The organism is Synechococcus sp. MW101C3 (assembly GCF_002252635.1).
Classification (GTDB): Bacteria; Cyanobacteriota; Cyanobacteriia; order PCC-6307; family Cyanobiaceae; genus MW101C3.
Map to the genome: position 1 here is coordinate 144192 of NZ_NQKX01000009.1, position 13754 is coordinate 157945.

Consider the following 13754-nt stretch of genomic DNA (forward strand, 5'->3'; position numbering starts at 1 on the left):
GTCAGTGAGGGGTAGTCCGCAGGCTGGCAGGAATCACGGTGCAGGCATTGATCGGCACCGGCGCCACCTTCCAGATGCGTTCGGCGTACTCGGCGATCGAGCGGTCGGAAGAGAAGAAGCCGCAGCGGGCTGTGTTCAGCACCGACATGCGGCTCCAGCTGGCGGGGTTCTGCCAGGCCTGATCGACGGCGTTATGGGCGCGGCGGTAGTCGCCCATGTCGGCCATCACCCGGAACGGATCGCTGCCGCAGAGGTTGGCCAGCAGTGGGTGGAAGAGGTCGCGGTCGCCTTCGCTGAAGTGGCCCGAGCCGATCAGCTCGATCGCTTCGCGGGCGATCGGATCGTTCTCCAGCCAGGGCATCGGGTGGTAGCCGTTGCGGTTGAGCGATTCGATCTGCTCGGCGGTGTGGCCGAACAGGAAGAAGTTCTCGTGGCCCACCAGCTCGCGGATTTCCACGTTGGCGCCATCGAGGGTGCCGATCGTGACGGCGCCGTTGAGCGCCATCTTCATGTTGCCGGTGCCGGAGGCCTCCTTGCCGGCGGTGGAGATCTGCTCGGAGAGGTCCACAGCGGGATAGACCTTCTGGCCGAGGCTGACACTGAAGTTGGGCAGGAAGACCACCCGCATGCGGCCGTCCATGGCCGGGTCCATGTTGACGATCTCGGCGATACCGCCGATCAGCCGGATGATCAGCTTGGCCATGTGGTAGCCCGGCGCCGCCTTGCCCCCGAAGATGAAGGTGCGGGGCGGCAGGTCCTCACCGTTGCGCAGCCGCAGGTAGCGCTCCACGATCTGCAGCGCGGCCAGGTGCTGGCGCTTGTACTCGTGGATCCGCTTCACCTGGACGTCGAACAGCGACGAGGGGTCCACCAGCACGCCAAGGTCGTGGTGGATGGTGGCGGCCAGCCGCTGCTTGGCCTGATCGCGCACGCTGCGCCAGCGCTCCAGGAAGGCACCGTCATCGGCATGGGCCTCGAGGCCCTTGAGCTCGGCCAGATCCCGCCGCCAGCCGCGGCCGATCGTCTCGTCGAGCAGGCCGGAGAGGAACGGATTGGCCACCGCGATCCAGCGGCGGGGTGTGACGCCGTTGGTGACGTTGGTGAAGCGATCGGGCCAGAGATCGGCGAACTCGGGGAACAGCTGAGACTGCACCAGGTCGCTGTGCAGCTCCGCCACCCCGTTCACCTTCTGGCTGCCCACCACCGCCAGGTTCGCCATCCGCACCTTGCGCTGGGGCCCCTCCTGGATCAGCGACAGCCGCTCCAGCAGCTCGGGCTGGCCCGGGTAGCGGATGCGCACCATGCGCAGGAAGCGGGCGTTGATCTCGTAGATGATCTCGAGCTGGCGGGGCAGCAGCTGGGCGAACAGCTCCAGCCCCCAGGTCTCGAGCGCCTCAGGCAGCAGTGTGTGGTTCGTGTAGTTCACGCTGGCGGTGGTGATCGACCAGGCGGTGTCCCAGTCGGCGCCGTGCTCATCGATCAGCAGCCGCATCAGCTCGGCCACGGCGATGGCCGGGTGGGTGTCGTTGAGCTGCACCGCGAACTTGTGGTGGAACTCGGTGACCGGCAGACCCTGCCCCTTGAGGATGCGGAACATGTCCTGCAGGGAGCAGCTCACGAAGAAGATCTGCTGGCTGAGCCGCAGGCGCTTGCCCTGTTCAAGCTCGTCGTTGGGATACAGCACCTTGGAGAGCGTTTCCGACTCCACCTTCTGCAGCACCGCGCGGGTGTAGTCACCGGCGTTGAAGGAAGCGAAATCGAAGGCCTCCGGGGCCTGCGCCGACCACAGCCGCAGCGTGTTGGTGGTCTTGACGCCATAGCCAAGGATCGGCGTGTCGTAGGCGACGCCCAGCACCACATGCTGGCCGATCTGCACCGGGTAGGTCCACTCGGGGCGAATCACCTCCCAGGGGTTGCTCTGCGCCAGCCAGGGATCGGTGCTCTCCACCTGCCAGCCGTTGCTGATCTGCTGGCGGAAAATGCCGAACTCGTAGCGGATGCCGTAACCGATCGCAGGCAGCTCCAGGCTGGCCAACGATTCCTGGAAGCAGGCCGCCAGGCGGCCGAGGCCGCCGTTGCCCAGGCCCGGTTCGGGCTCCTCGGCGATTAGCTCCTCAAGGTCGACACCAAGTTCGTCGCAGGCATCCTTGGCCGCCTCGCGCAACCCCAGGTTCACCAGGTTGTTGTCGAGGTGTGGGCCAAGCAGATACTCGGCGGAGAGGTAGCTGACGGTACGCACCCCTTCCTGGGTGTAGGCCTCGGCGGTGTCGACCCAGTTGTGCAGCAGCTGGTCACGCACCGCCAGCGCCAGGGCGCGGTAGTAGTCGTGGCGGGTGGCCAACGATGGCGACTTGGCCAGGCTGGAGAACAGGTGGCGGCGGATGCCCTCCGCCAGCGCCCGACCATCCGCAGAAGAGAAGTAGTCGCGGTCAGCGGGGGGTGCTGTGGTGGCGGCCATGGGGTGCTTATCAGCAATCGGACCTTCATGCTGCGGACTGTGGCCCTGATGCTGCGCCAACGGTTACCAATTCAGGTTCATTTTCCGTTTGCCGCGCCAGGGACACCTGGCCGTGACTGCGGCCGGAATCAAGGCGGGATCAGAGTTGCAGCAGGTTCGGCACGGTGTGTTCCTCGCTCAGCACATCGGCGCTGATCGCCCAACTGAGTTCGCTTTTCACACCGGGTGGTCCGGAGAAGCTTCCCGACACCGCCGCGGTAAGGCCGGACTTGGAGGAGGTGGCCAGGGGGATGTAGCGGTCGTCGATGGCCCCCTGGCCGCTGGGATCGAAGCCCCGCCAACCGGCACCGGGCAGATACACCTCCGCCCAGGCATGCAGGTCGTAGCGCTGCGGCCTTGGCTCCACCAGGTGATAGCCGCTAACAAAACGGGCGGGCAGGCCCACGCAGCGACAGGCCTCGATCATCAGCACGGCCAGATCACGGCAGGAGCCCACCCGCTCCTTGAGCGTGCGGCCGGCGGGCCAGGCCGGCCCGACATGCCTCTGGGTGTACTTGACCCGGTCCTGGATCATCTCCACCAGCTGCTGCAGGAACATCAGCGCCCGCTGGTCGCTGCCCATCAACGCCTCCTGGGCCAGCTCCACCGCCGCCGGCTCGTGCTGGCCATTGGGCAGCCAGCCATCGAGGGAGCCCTTGAGGTCGCTGTTCAGCAGGCCCACCGGATAGGGCAGCAGGGGCTCGTTCTCCTCCAGGCAGGCCTGCAGCAGGGGCGGCATCTGGGTGTCCACCTCACTGGTGGCGCGGATCTCGAAGCTGTCCGTGCTGCCCGCGAAGCGGGCCCGCAGCACGTCATCACCGCTGGCGGCCACCAGCAGATGCAGCCGGTGGGGATCGGGCGAGAAGAACAGCTCGAAACTCACCAGACGCTGGAACCCGTGGGCCCGGGGCCGCAGGCAGAGGCGATGGGGACCCAGCTGGACCGGCGCGCTGTAGCGATACGAAAGGGTATGGGTTACGCGGGCGCGCATGCCGGGGAGGAGGCGGTGGGCAGGGGTGGCGGGGGCACAGCCGAGGCGCTGGAGGAGGCCATCGACTGGGCCTCGACAGCGCCCGACTGCACGCAGGCCGGCGACGGGGAGGCGTGGGTGACGGTGACGAAGTAGCGGTCGCTGATCAGACCATGCAGGTGGTTGAGATCACTCTGGAACTGGTCGATCGCTTCATGCAGGCCACGCCCGATCAGCTCGTCGATGCGCACGTAGCTCCAGTTGGCCAGCATCAGACCGGAGAGGCATTCCAGGTCGTCGGGCGGGCCGGGCACCGGGTTGCCGCGGATCACCCGCAGCGACTTGCTGAGGCCTTCGAGGCAATACCGCACCGAGCGGGGGAAGATCGGATCGAGCAGCAGGAAGGCCGCCACCGCCTTGGGCTCGATCGCCCGCTGCTGCGACTGGCGGAACATCTGATAGGCCCCGGCCGAGCGCAGCAGGGAGATCCACTGCAGTTCATCGAGCACGCCGCCCACCTCTTCCGGGCTCGGCAGCAGCAGGAAGTACTTCACATCAAGGATGCGGCTGGTCTTGTCGGCGCGCTCCACCAGGCGCCCCAGCTTGCTGAACTGCCAGGAGAGATCGCGGCTGAGCGTGGCATCGGTGACGCCATAGAACAGCTGGCAGGCCCGGCGCACCTCGTGCAGCTGCTCCTGGGCCGGCAGGCGCCAGAAATGGTCGCTTTCCTTGAGTGTGAGATAGAGGTCGTTGATCTGCTCCCACATCTCCGTGGTGATCACCTCGCGGATCTGGCGGGCGTTCTCGCGGGCGGTGGCGATGCAGTTGACGATGCTGCTCGGGTTGTCCGGCTCGCGCACCAGGAAGCGCACCACATCGGTGGGCCCACCATCGGGGTAGAGGCGGTCGAACAGCTCGCGGTCGCCGCTGGCATCGATCAACGGCAGCCAGGGTTCGGCGCTGCCCGGCGGGCAGTCGAGCGCCATCGCCTCGCTCACTTCAAGGAAGCGGGAGATGTTCTCGGCCCGCTCGACGTACCGGTTGATCCAGTAGAGGGAATCGGCGACGCGGCTCAGCATGAGGTCTCATCCACGATCCAGGTGTCCTTGCATCCTCCGCCCTGCGACGAGTTGACCACCAGCGAGCCGCGGCGCAGCGCCACCCGGGTGAGGCCGCCCGGGCTCACCCAGGCCCCCTTGCCCCGCAGCACGTAGGGCCGCAGATCGACGTGGCAGGGGTAGAGCTCGCCTTCGCTGAGCGAGGGCACGGTGGAGAGCTCCAGGGTGGGCTGGGCGATGAAGTTGCGGGGATCGGCCTTGATCTTGTCGGCGAAGGAGAGGATCTCGGCCGGATCGGCGTGCGGGCCGATCAGCATGCCGTAGCCCCCGGCTTCTCCCACCGCTTTCACCACCAGGTCCTTGAGGTGGGCCAGCACGTAGGCCTGGTCCTCGGGCCGGGCGCAGATATAGGTGGGAACGTTCTCGATGATCGGCTCCTCCGCCAGGTAGTAGCGGATCATGTCTGGTACGTAGGCGTAGATCAGCTTGTCGTCGGCAACGCCGGTGCCCGGCGCGTTGGCGATCGCCACCCGGCCGGCGGCATAGGCCTCCATCAGCCCACGCACGCCCAGCATCGAATCACTGCGGAACACGGCCGGATCGAGGAAGTCGTCGTCGATGCGGCGGTAGATCACATCCACCGGCTCGAGCCCGGCGGTGCTGCGCATCCACACCCGGTTGCCCTCGCAGACCAGATCGCGGCCCTCCACCAGCTGGATGCCCATCTGCTGGGCCAGGTAGCTGTGCTCGAAATAGGCGCTGTTGAACACGCCCGGGGTGAGCAGCACCACCGAGGGAGTGTCGGTCCATGGGGCCAGTTCCCGCAGGGTCTGGAGCAGATGGGAGGGGTAATCGTCGATCGGCTGCACCGTGGGCCCGGAGAACAGGCTGGGGAACATCCGCTTCATCACGCGGCGGTTTTCCAGGAAGTAGGCCACGCCCGAGGGGCAGCGGAGGTTGTCTTCCAGCACGCGCCAGGTGCCCTTGCCGTCACGGATCAGATCGAGGCCGGACACGTGGCACCAGCGATCCAGCGGCGGCTTGAACCCCGCCATCTGCGGGCGCCAGCCATGGGAGCTGATCACGTCGGCGCGGGGGATGACGCCGTCGTTGAGGATCTTCTGGTCGCTGTAAACGTCGGCGAGGAAGCAGTCGATCGCTTCGAGGCGCTGAATCAGGCCCTTCTCCAGCCGCTGCCATTCGCCCGCGCGGATCAGCCGCGGCAGGGGGTCGAAGGGCAGGATCCGCTCGCCGCCCTGCTCACCGGAGCCATTGAGACGAAAGGTGGCCCCGAGGCGCTTGAGCAGCATGCCGGCGGCCGCGTGGTTGCGGTTGATCTCTTCGATGCCCAGCTGGCCCAGGGACGAGAGCAGGGGCCGCAGGGCGGAGCGGGGCTGGGAAGAGGCGCTGAAATATTCGTCGTAGCCCTTTGCGGGCTTGTAGTCGGTGAACATGGGCAGCCGCATCGGGCTCAATCATGAACAGCGGCGCGGGGCCGACCCGTCATGGTTGCTACCGATCAGGCCCGGCCGGCCTAGGCTCCGGCCCGCCCTGATCGGCCCTGGCAGTGAATCCGACCCTCAGAGCAGGAAATACCGCTGCGCCATCGGCAGCACGTCGGCGGGCTCGCAGGTGAGCAGCTCCCCATCGGCGAACACTTCGTAGGTCTGGGGATCCACCTCCACCTTCGGCAGGGCCGTGTTGTTGCGCATCTCGGCCTTGCCGATGCCGCGGGTGTTCACCACCGGCACGCAGGGCCGCTCGAGTCCCAGCTTTCTGGGCAGGTCGTCATCGAGGGCGGCCTGGGAGAGGAAGGTGAGGCAGCTGGGGGCCAGGGCCTTGCCGAAGGCGGCGAACATCGGCCGGCCATGCACCGGGCCGGGGGTGGGGATCGAGGCGTTGGCATCGCCCATCTGGGCCCAGACGATCGAGCCGCCCTTGATCACCATCTCTGGCTTGACCCCGAAGAAACCCGGCTTCCAAAGCACCAGATCCGCCAGCTTGCCCACCTCCACCGAACCGATCTGGCTGTCGAGGCCGTGCACGATCGCCGGGTTGATCGTGACCTTGGCGATGTAGCGCTTGAGGCGGGTGTTGTCGTTGCGCTCCGAGTCGCCCGGCAGGGCTCCCCGCTGCACCTTCATCTTGTGGGCGGTCTGGAAGGTGCGCGTGATCACCTCGCCGACGCGGCCCATGGCCTGGGAATCGCTGGCGATCAGCGAGAAGGCGCCGATGTCGTGGAGGATGTCTTCGGCGGCGATCGTTTCGCGGCGGATGCGCGATTCGGCGAAGGCCACATCCTCCGGGATCGAGGGATCGAGGTGGTGGCACACCATCAGCATGTCGAGGTGCTCCTCCAGGGTGTTGCGCGTGTAGGGGCGCGTGGGGTTGGTGGAGCTGGGCAGCACGTTGGCTTCGCCGCAGATGCGGATGATGTCCGGCGCGTGGCCGCCGCCGGCGCCTTCGGTGTGGAAGGTGTGGATGGTGCGGCCGCCGATGGCGCGGATCGTGTCCTCCACGAACCCCGCTTCGTTGAGGGTGTCGGAGTGGATCGCCACCTGGATGTCGAAGCGATCCGCCACGGACAGGCAGCAGTCGATGGCGGCGGGGGTGGTGCCCCAGTCTTCGTGGAGCTTGAGGGTGACGGCACCGGCACGGATCTGCTCCTCGAGCGCCTCGGGGGTGCTGGCGTTGCCCTTGCCGAAGAAGCCCAGGTTCACCGGCAGCCCCTCGGCCGCCTGCAGCATGCGGGCCATGTGGAAGGCGCCGGGGGTGCAGGTGGTGGCGTTGGAGCCCGTGGCCGGGCCGGTGCCGCCACCGAGCAGGGTGGTGACCCCGCTGGCCAGGGCGGTTTCCACCTGCTGCGGACAGATGAAATGAATGTGGGTGTCGATGCCGCCGGCGGTGAGGATGTGGCCCTCACCGGCGATCGCCTCGGTACCGGGACCGATGACGATCGTCACCCCATCGGTGATGTCGGGGTTGCCCGCCTTGCCGATCGCGCAGATCCGGCCGTCCCGCAGACCGATGTCGGCCTTGACGATCCCCCACCAGTCGAGGATCAGAGCATTGGTGATCACGGTGTCCACGGCCCCCCCGGAGCGGGGGGTCTGGGCCTGACCCATGCCGTCGCGGATCACCTTGCCGCCGCCGAACTTCACCTCTTCCCCATAGGTGGTGAAATCCTTCTCCACCTCGAGGAACAGCTCGGTGTCGGCCAGCCGCAGCCGGTCGCCGGTGGTGGGGCCATAGGTTTCGGCGTAGGCCCGCCGATCCATCCGATAGGGCATGGCTGAGGAAAGTCGAGGAGGACGGTGGGGGGGGCCGAGGTGGCCGTCGCAGGGCAGGGGCAGCGCGCGCTGGTGGCGCCGCTTCAGTCGAGCGGGCCGTTGACCAGGCCGTTGAAGCCGAAGACCCGGCGCGCGCCGGCCAGGGGGATCAGCTGCACCTCCCGCTGATCACCGGGCTCGAAGCGGATTGCCGTGCCGGCCGGGATGTCGAGCCGCTGGCCGCGGGCACTGTCGCGGTCGAACACCAGCGCGTCGTTGGCTTCATAGAAATGGAAGTGGGAGCCCACCTGCACCGGGCGGTCGCCGCGGTTGGCCACATTGAGCGTGGTGACGGGCCGGCCGGCGTTGAGTTCGTGGCTGCCGGGCTCCGGCAGCAGTTCGCCAGGGATCAGAGGAGACATGCAGGCGGAGCGATCAGGGGGGATCAGCGGATCGGGTCGTGGAGGGTGACGAGCTTGGTGCCGTCGGGGAAGGTGGCCTCCATCTGCACCTCGGGGATCAGTTCGGGAACGCCCTCCATCACCTGGTCACGCCGGAGCCAGGTGCTGCCTTCCTCCATCAGCGCGGCCACGCTCTTGCCATCACGGGCGCCTTCCAGCACCTGAAAGCTGAGCCAGGCCACGGCTTCGGGGTGGTTGAGCTTGAGACCGCGACCCAGGCGCCGTTCCGCCAGCAGGGCCGCGGTGACGATCAGGAGCTTGTCCTTCTCCTGGGGGGTGAGATGCATGGGGGACGCAATTGCCGGCCACACTCTTGCAGCGGCGCGGGGCTGGAGCAGGTTCAGCAGGAACGTTCGCAGCGCCGGCAGCGGCGTCGGTCATGGCCTCACCGGCGTTGCCTGCGCAGGCGGCCCCGGCACAGGGGGCAAGGCGGGAGGCACCTGCCCCGTCCAGCGGGCCTCCTCCAGCGCCGCCGGATACAGCCGCCGGGCAGCGTCCTGCGCAACCGGGCTGCGGCGCAGCAGGGCGCGGTATTGCTGCAGTGCGGAGGTGGGCCGGAACAGCAGGCCTGCCACCACAGCCAAAGCGGAGCCCAGCAGGTAATCCAGCCAGCGGTGAGGGATGTACCAGGCCACCAGCGGTCCGTATCCGACAAAGGCCACCCCGCTGGAGATCAGCGCGGTGCGCAGGTACGCCTCGCCCTGCAGCGCCACCACCAGCGCCGCGGTTCCGCCCATGACCACGGCGGTGCTGAGCGGGCTGAGGCCAAAGCTGTCAAACACCAGCAGCGGCATCAGCACACCGAGGCTGACTCCCACCATGCGATCGCGCACCCGCGCCAGGGTGGCGCCGAGGCTGTCGTTGAGCAGCAGCACCACGCCGAAATAGAGGTATTTGGGGGCGACGGCGCCCAGGCCTTCGCCGATCGGCAACGCCAGTACGGCCACCACCAGCTTGCGCCAGAAGAACGGCGAGGCCAGACCCGCCGCCAGGCGCGCGGCCAGCGGCGGGTCGGCGGCAGCCGGCTCAGGCTCCTCCGCTGGCGCCTGGTGCCCGGCCGGACTCCACACCACCTGCACGACACTGCCGACCACGAGCCCGAGCGCGATGGCGGCCAGTTCGTTGCCCAGGCTCAGCCAGCTGCTGGTGGCGTTCAGCAGCGGCAGCACACCGGTGATGGCGAGCACGTTGCCGAGCGGCCGCAACGCGCCGGGCAACAGCAGCATCAGCACCTGCATGAGCGCGGCCACCAGGCCGAACACGAACACCTCCGGCGCTCCGGCGAAGGCCTCACCGATCAGCAGCCCGATCGCCATCGAAAGGCCGCTCAGCCCCACCAGCACCGGGTACACGGGCAGGGGCCAGCGGCTGAAATCCGGGCGCACCACCAGCGCCGCCACGATCACCCCGTAGGCGGCCGCGCCGCTGTCGAGGCCCAGGCCGGCCGCCAGCGCCGCGGTGAAGCCGCTGGCCTGGGCGATCACCAGGGCGGCACGCAGGCCCCGCGAGGGCAGCGGGGCTGCGGCGCCGGTCACCGAGGCCGGCCGCCGAGGGCCTGGATCCAACCCACCAGCAGCACCACCCCCAGCAGAGCCACCCAGAACCACAGCCGGGGCGGGCTGCTGGCGGCCGCCAGCGCCAGCAACAGCAGGGCCAGCCACGGGGCCGGGGCCGCCCAGGGCGCCAGCCAGGGGACCAACGACTGCCGCAACGGGCGGCGGCGGGCGCGGGCGGCGACGGCCTCAACGCGGGGGTTGCTCATCGCTCGGTCCCCCCCAGCCAGCGCAGAAACGGCAGCACGAAGCTGACCAGCGGACGCCGCTCCAGTTCAACCCGGGCCAGGGCCGGCGTGCCGTTCTCAAGCTCAAGATCGGGGCCGTTGCCACCGCTCCAGCGCAGGCCGCTGGGGGTGGCCGCCGGCTCCAGATCCACCAGCACCAGCATCACCGGCGCGGTGACCTTGTTGCCCAGGGTGGCGAGCGGATCGCCGCCTTCCCCGAAGGCCTCCTGGCGGCTGCGAGCCGCCAGGCTGGCCGCCAGATCGCTGTCGCCCAGCACATGGGTGAGCGCTTCGGCATCCAGGGAGATCGGTGACAACGAACGGATGCGGCCCGTCAGCGCGCCGTAGCGCTGCGCGGTGCCGCCGTAGCGGTCACGGCTCTGAAGCTGGGGTTCCACTTGGACCCGGGCTCCGGGCCGCAGGCGGCTGGTGTCGGCCTCGGTGAACAGGGTGATGGCGGTGCGGTGGCGTGACACCGCCTGCGGAGGGGCTCCGACAACCGCGATCCGCTGGCCCGGAACCACCGCCTGCCCCGGGGCCACCAGCAGCGACAACAGCGTGCCGGCGCGGGGGGAGAACACCTGCTGGCTGACCAGCTGGGCCTGCAGTTCGGCGCGGCCGGCCTCCAGCTGGGCGATCTGACCTTCCAGGGCACGGATCTGGCTCCGGTTGCGCAGGTAGAGGTCCTGAGCGCCCACCCAGAGCGGGCTGTAGCGCGGAATCACCTCGTCGCGCCGCAGCGATTCGAGGGCGGCGAGCTGTTGGCCGATCGGCTGATTGCTTGTGCGCAGGGTGTCGATCTGGCTGCGCATCGCCTGCTGCTGGAGATCGATCGCCTGGTTCTGGCGCCGGATCGCCTCAGGGTTGGCCGCCACCCAGCCGCCCCCCGGTGCCGCCTGATCAACCCGATTGATCGTGGCCAGCAGCTGGCCCTGACGCAGCGGCGCCCCCACCTCCGCCGCCAGGCGCTGAATCTGGCCGGCGGAGCGGGCATAGACGCCGGCGCGGCTGTCCGGCTCCATCAGCAGGGCGCCGCCATGCACCAGCACAGGCACCCCGGGGGCGAAGGCCCAGGTCAGCGCCAGGGCACTCACGGCCGCGATCGGCAGCAGTCGGGGCAACAGCGGCGCTGGCGCCGTGGTGGTGCTGGCCGGCGCTTCGGGCATTCGCCACAGGCCCGAAGGGCACCACCGAAAGGAGCACGTAGGGTACGCGCCACGTCCGGTGGTGTCGATTGGTTGGCCGCAGCTGCCGAGGCCAGATCGCCTGGTGGGCCATCGCCTGGCCGCTGCTGACGGCCACCGTGGCCATGCCAGCCACAGCGGCCACACCAGGCCCGCCTCCGGCCGTGCTGCGCCTCAGCCTCGAGCAGGCGCTGGCCCTGGGGCTGGAGCGTTCGCTGCCGCTGCAGAGCGCCGCGGTGGCCATCGAGCAGAACCGCTCGCTCGTGGCACTGGCCAGCAGCGCCTTCCTGCCGAAGCTGGATCTGCTGGGCCTGGGCACCTACGCCCAGGTGGGCACCGACATCAACTTCATCAGCAATGTCTCCACCATCGGCGACCTCAACCTCAACCTGGGCAGCCAGGGGTATGCGGTGGTGCAGAACGCCTTCGGCAATCTCGGTCTGGCGCTCAGTTATCCGCTGATCGATTTTCGCCGTGGCCCGCTCAGGGATGCCGCCAGGGCCAACCTTGCGGCCGCACGGTCGCAGCAAATGGAGCAGCAGCGGATCAGTCGCTTCGCCATCACCGCCGCCTACCTCCATCTGCAGCTCGCCGATGCATTGATCCCGGTGTGGCAGCGGTCGCTGGACGTGTCCACGCGGCTGCGCCGGGACGTGAACGCCATCCGGGCCCGCGGCCTGGCCAGCCGCAGCGACAGCGCCCAGGCCGAGGCCTTGCTCGAGAACGACCGGCGCGGCCTGGCAGAGGCCGAAGCCCAGGTGGAAATCAGCCGCAGCGGGCTGGCGCGGCTGCTTGCCCTACCCGCGGATCAGGCCGTGGCCGCCACAGATCGCCTGCAGCCCGGACCGGCCTGGGGACAGGACCTGCCCAGCACGATCCGCCGCTCACTGCTAGATCGCCCCAGCCTCGCCGCGCTGGAGCAGCAGCGCCAGGCCCAGCTGGCCCAGGTGCAGCTGGCCAGGGCCGCGCGGCTGCCGTCGGTGGGGCTGTTGCTCGGGGGCGGCATCAATGCCAACCGGATCAACCTGCCGGTGCTGTCGACCAGCACCACCGTGGGGCTTTCCTCGGGCCCCAGCGCCGCCTTGCCGCAACAGAGCGCCGGCGCCAGCCAGTCGGGCAGCTTCTACGACTGGGGCGCCCTGATCAGCCTGCGCCAGCCCTTGTTCGACGGGGGCAGCGCCCGGGCCGCCACCGCCGTGGCGCAACGGCAGGTGGAGCAGCAGCAAATCGCCATCGCCAGCGCCGAGCAGGCAATCATTCAGAACGTGGAAACCTGGTGGCAGACCCACCGCGCCACCGCCGCTCAGATCACCGCTGCCGCCGCCGCCGCCCGTGCCGGTGAGCTGGCGGTTCGCGATGCCGAGTTGCGCTATCGCGCCGGCATCAGCCCGATCCTGGAGGTGATGATCACCCAGCGGGATCTGCAGCTGGCCCGCACTGCCCTGGCGGTGTCCGTCCACCGCTGGAACCTCAGCCGCGCCGGCCTGGAGCTGGAAACCGGCGCCGCAGCGCCCCAGCCCAGCACCGCAATGCCAGCGTCCAGCCCCACAGCGCCCTGACACCGCCGGCTCAGCCGAACGGCGACTCCTGGAACGGCCACACCCGCGGCAGCTGGGGCGGCGCCAGCCCCCGTTCGGCGCGAATGCGCGCCCAGAGGCGCGTGAACCAGTAGCGGGCCGCCTGGGTGGAAGGGCCCCGGTAGCGGGCCACCAGGCCCTGATCGAGGCGGCCGCAGGCCATCTCCCCCACCAGACCCTGGCGGTCGTCGCGGCAGCGCAGCAGCAGCTCCTCGCTCACCGGCGCCGGCGCCGCCCACACGAGGCTGCCGAAGACCGGAGCACCGCCCAGCCCGTGGGCGTGATCGAGGCTCCCGCCGCCCAGCTCCAGCCGATCGACCACGCTCCAGCGCCCTTCGCGGCGGATCGCCAACGAGGAGCGCCAGCGACCGGCGCCGAGGGATTCACCATCGGCGCTGCGGCCGAGCCGCACCACTTCGGCGCCCAGCCAGCTGGCTCCAGCCGCCAGCTCCACCCGGCTGTCCTGCTCGTAGAGCGCGCCGGCGTACAGCACCAGCTCCTGGGGCAGCCATTCGAGATCGGCACCGTCTTCCAGGCGGAACGCCAGCAACTGCCGCGCCCACTGGCCCTCAGGCGCCAGGCGGGAGCGGCCGATCGAGCCATAGACCTTCTGCGCCGCCACGCTGGTGACCAGGGCCCGGCTGCCGGCCTCCAGCCGGGTGTCGATCGCCAGCTGATCGCCGCCCACCAGGCCGCCGGCGGTGTGCAGCAAGGGCAACTCACAGCGGCCATCGGCGCGGGTGAAGGCGCGTTGGATCTTCAGCGGCGAGGTGGCTCCCCCCTGGTGCAGGGTGAGCGGCGCCGAGGGCGAGAGGGCGAAGCGAAGACTGGCCTCACCACGCCAGCTGCTGGTGGATGGGGGCGGATCCGCAACGATGACGTGGGCCAGGAGGGGAAGGGGCAGTGAGGCGATGCTGCGAGCGAAGCGGCGGCCGTCAGGTAGCGGTCGCCACATTTC

The 13754-nt window shown here is 69.2% G+C and carries 12 protein-coding genes; 1 reads left to right on the forward strand and 11 read right to left on the reverse strand.

The window, feature by feature from the left end:
* Nucleotide 1: 1 nt before the first annotated feature.
* The 10 genes from CJZ80_RS12670 to CJZ80_RS12715 all read right to left on the reverse strand — a co-directional run bounded on the left by CJZ80_RS12670 (nucleotide 2) and on the right by CJZ80_RS12715 (nucleotide 11201).
* The gene (locus CJZ80_RS12670; RefSeq protein ID WP_094513854.1) at nucleotides 2-2458 is read right to left on the reverse strand and encodes a glycogen/starch/alpha-glucan phosphorylase; all 2457 of its coding nucleotides are present in this window, start codon (nucleotides 2456-2458) and stop codon (nucleotides 2-4) included.
* 139 nt (nucleotides 2459-2597) lie between these two features.
* A complete protein-coding gene (locus CJZ80_RS12675; protein ID WP_094513856.1) occupies nucleotides 2598-3488 on the reverse strand; it encodes a transglutaminase family protein in 891 nt (296 codons plus the stop codon).
* Nucleotides 3473-4546 (reverse strand): alpha-E domain-containing protein, encoded by a 1074-nt coding sequence (locus tag CJZ80_RS12680; protein ID WP_094513859.1) that lies wholly within the window; start codon nucleotides 4544-4546, stop codon nucleotides 3473-3475. Before CJZ80_RS12680 ends, CJZ80_RS12675 begins: the two co-directional genes overlap by 16 nt.
* Nucleotides 4540-5979, reverse strand: coding sequence for a circularly permuted type 2 ATP-grasp protein (locus CJZ80_RS12685; RefSeq protein WP_094514011.1), 1440 nt, complete (start codon nucleotides 5977-5979; stop codon nucleotides 4540-4542). Before CJZ80_RS12685 ends, CJZ80_RS12680 begins: the two co-directional genes overlap by 7 nt.
* Before the next feature lie 126 nt (nucleotides 5980-6105).
* Nucleotides 6106-7815: an urease subunit alpha gene (ureC, locus tag CJZ80_RS12690; RefSeq protein ID WP_094513861.1), complete on the reverse strand. Its 1710-nt coding sequence runs from the start codon at nucleotides 7813-7815 to the stop codon at nucleotides 6106-6108.
* 83 nt (nucleotides 7816-7898) lie between these two features.
* Nucleotides 7899-8216 (reverse strand): urease subunit beta, encoded by a 318-nt coding sequence (locus CJZ80_RS12695; RefSeq protein WP_094513865.1) that lies wholly within the window; start codon nucleotides 8214-8216, stop codon nucleotides 7899-7901.
* 23 nt (nucleotides 8217-8239) lie between these two features.
* Nucleotides 8240-8542, reverse strand: a complete 303-nt coding sequence (locus CJZ80_RS12700; RefSeq protein ID WP_094513867.1) for an urease subunit gamma — start codon at nucleotides 8540-8542, stop codon at nucleotides 8240-8242.
* Between the two features lie 90 nt (nucleotides 8543-8632).
* A complete protein-coding gene (locus tag CJZ80_RS12705; protein WP_198948314.1) occupies nucleotides 8633-9790 on the reverse strand; it encodes an FUSC family protein in 1158 nt (385 codons plus the stop codon).
* Nucleotides 9787-10017, reverse strand: a complete 231-nt coding sequence (locus CJZ80_RS12710) for a hypothetical protein (protein ID WP_233133080.1) — start codon at nucleotides 10015-10017, stop codon at nucleotides 9787-9789. The genes CJZ80_RS12705 and CJZ80_RS12710 overlap by 4 nt, the downstream gene beginning before the upstream one ends.
* Nucleotides 10014-11201: a hypothetical protein gene (locus tag CJZ80_RS12715; protein ID WP_094513870.1), complete on the reverse strand. Its 1188-nt coding sequence runs from the start codon at nucleotides 11199-11201 to the stop codon at nucleotides 10014-10016. The genes CJZ80_RS12710 and CJZ80_RS12715 overlap by 4 nt, the downstream gene beginning before the upstream one ends.
* Before the next feature lie 68 nt (nucleotides 11202-11269).
* Between CJZ80_RS12715 and CJZ80_RS12720 the strand changes: the two genes are divergently transcribed.
* On the forward strand, nucleotides 11270-12778 hold the full coding sequence (locus tag CJZ80_RS12720) for a TolC family protein (protein WP_094513872.1): 1509 nt from the start codon (nucleotides 11270-11272) through the stop codon (nucleotides 12776-12778).
* Between the two features lie 10 nt (nucleotides 12779-12788).
* On the opposite strand, the gene CJZ80_RS12725 is transcribed toward CJZ80_RS12720, so the two are convergent.
* On the reverse strand, nucleotides 12789-13751 hold the full coding sequence (locus tag CJZ80_RS12725) for an urease accessory protein UreD (protein ID WP_094513875.1): 963 nt from the start codon (nucleotides 13749-13751) through the stop codon (nucleotides 12789-12791).
* Nucleotides 13752-13754 lie beyond the last annotated feature (3 nt).

What these genes read in the sequence shown, in the direction of transcription:
- CJZ80_RS12675 (WP_094513856.1), bottom strand. Translation starts at nt 3,488, where the DNA reads ATGCGCGCCCGCGTAACCCATACCCTTTCGTATCGCTACAGCGCGCCG.
- CJZ80_RS12670 (WP_094513854.1), bottom strand. Translation starts at nt 2,458, where the DNA reads ATGGCCGCCACCACAGCACCCCCCGCTGACCGCGACTACTTCTCTTCT.
- CJZ80_RS12700 (WP_094513867.1), bottom strand. Translation starts at nt 8,542, where the DNA reads ATGCATCTCACCCCCCAGGAGAAGGACAAGCTCCTGATCGTCACCGCG.
- CJZ80_RS12695 (WP_094513865.1), bottom strand. Translation starts at nt 8,216, where the DNA reads ATGTCTCCTCTGATCCCTGGCGAACTGCTGCCGGAGCCCGGCAGCCAC.
- ureC (WP_094513861.1), bottom strand. Translation starts at nt 7,815, where the DNA reads ATGCCCTATCGGATGGATCGGCGGGCCTACGCCGAAACCTATGGCCCC.
- CJZ80_RS12715 (WP_094513870.1), bottom strand. Translation starts at nt 11,201, where the DNA reads ATGCCCGAAGCGCCGGCCAGCACCACCACGGCGCCAGCGCCGCTGTTG.
- CJZ80_RS12725 (WP_094513875.1), bottom strand. Translation starts at nt 13,751, where the DNA reads ATGTGGCGACCGCTACCTGACGGCCGCCGCTTCGCTCGCAGCATCGCC.
- CJZ80_RS12685 (WP_094514011.1), bottom strand. Translation starts at nt 5,979, where the DNA reads ATGTTCACCGACTACAAGCCCGCAAAGGGCTACGACGAATATTTCAGC.
- CJZ80_RS12710 (WP_233133080.1), bottom strand. Translation starts at nt 10,017, where the DNA reads ATGAGCAACCCCCGCGTTGAGGCCGTCGCCGCCCGCGCCCGCCGCCGC.
- CJZ80_RS12680 (WP_094513859.1), bottom strand. Translation starts at nt 4,546, where the DNA reads ATGCTGAGCCGCGTCGCCGATTCCCTCTACTGGATCAACCGGTACGTC.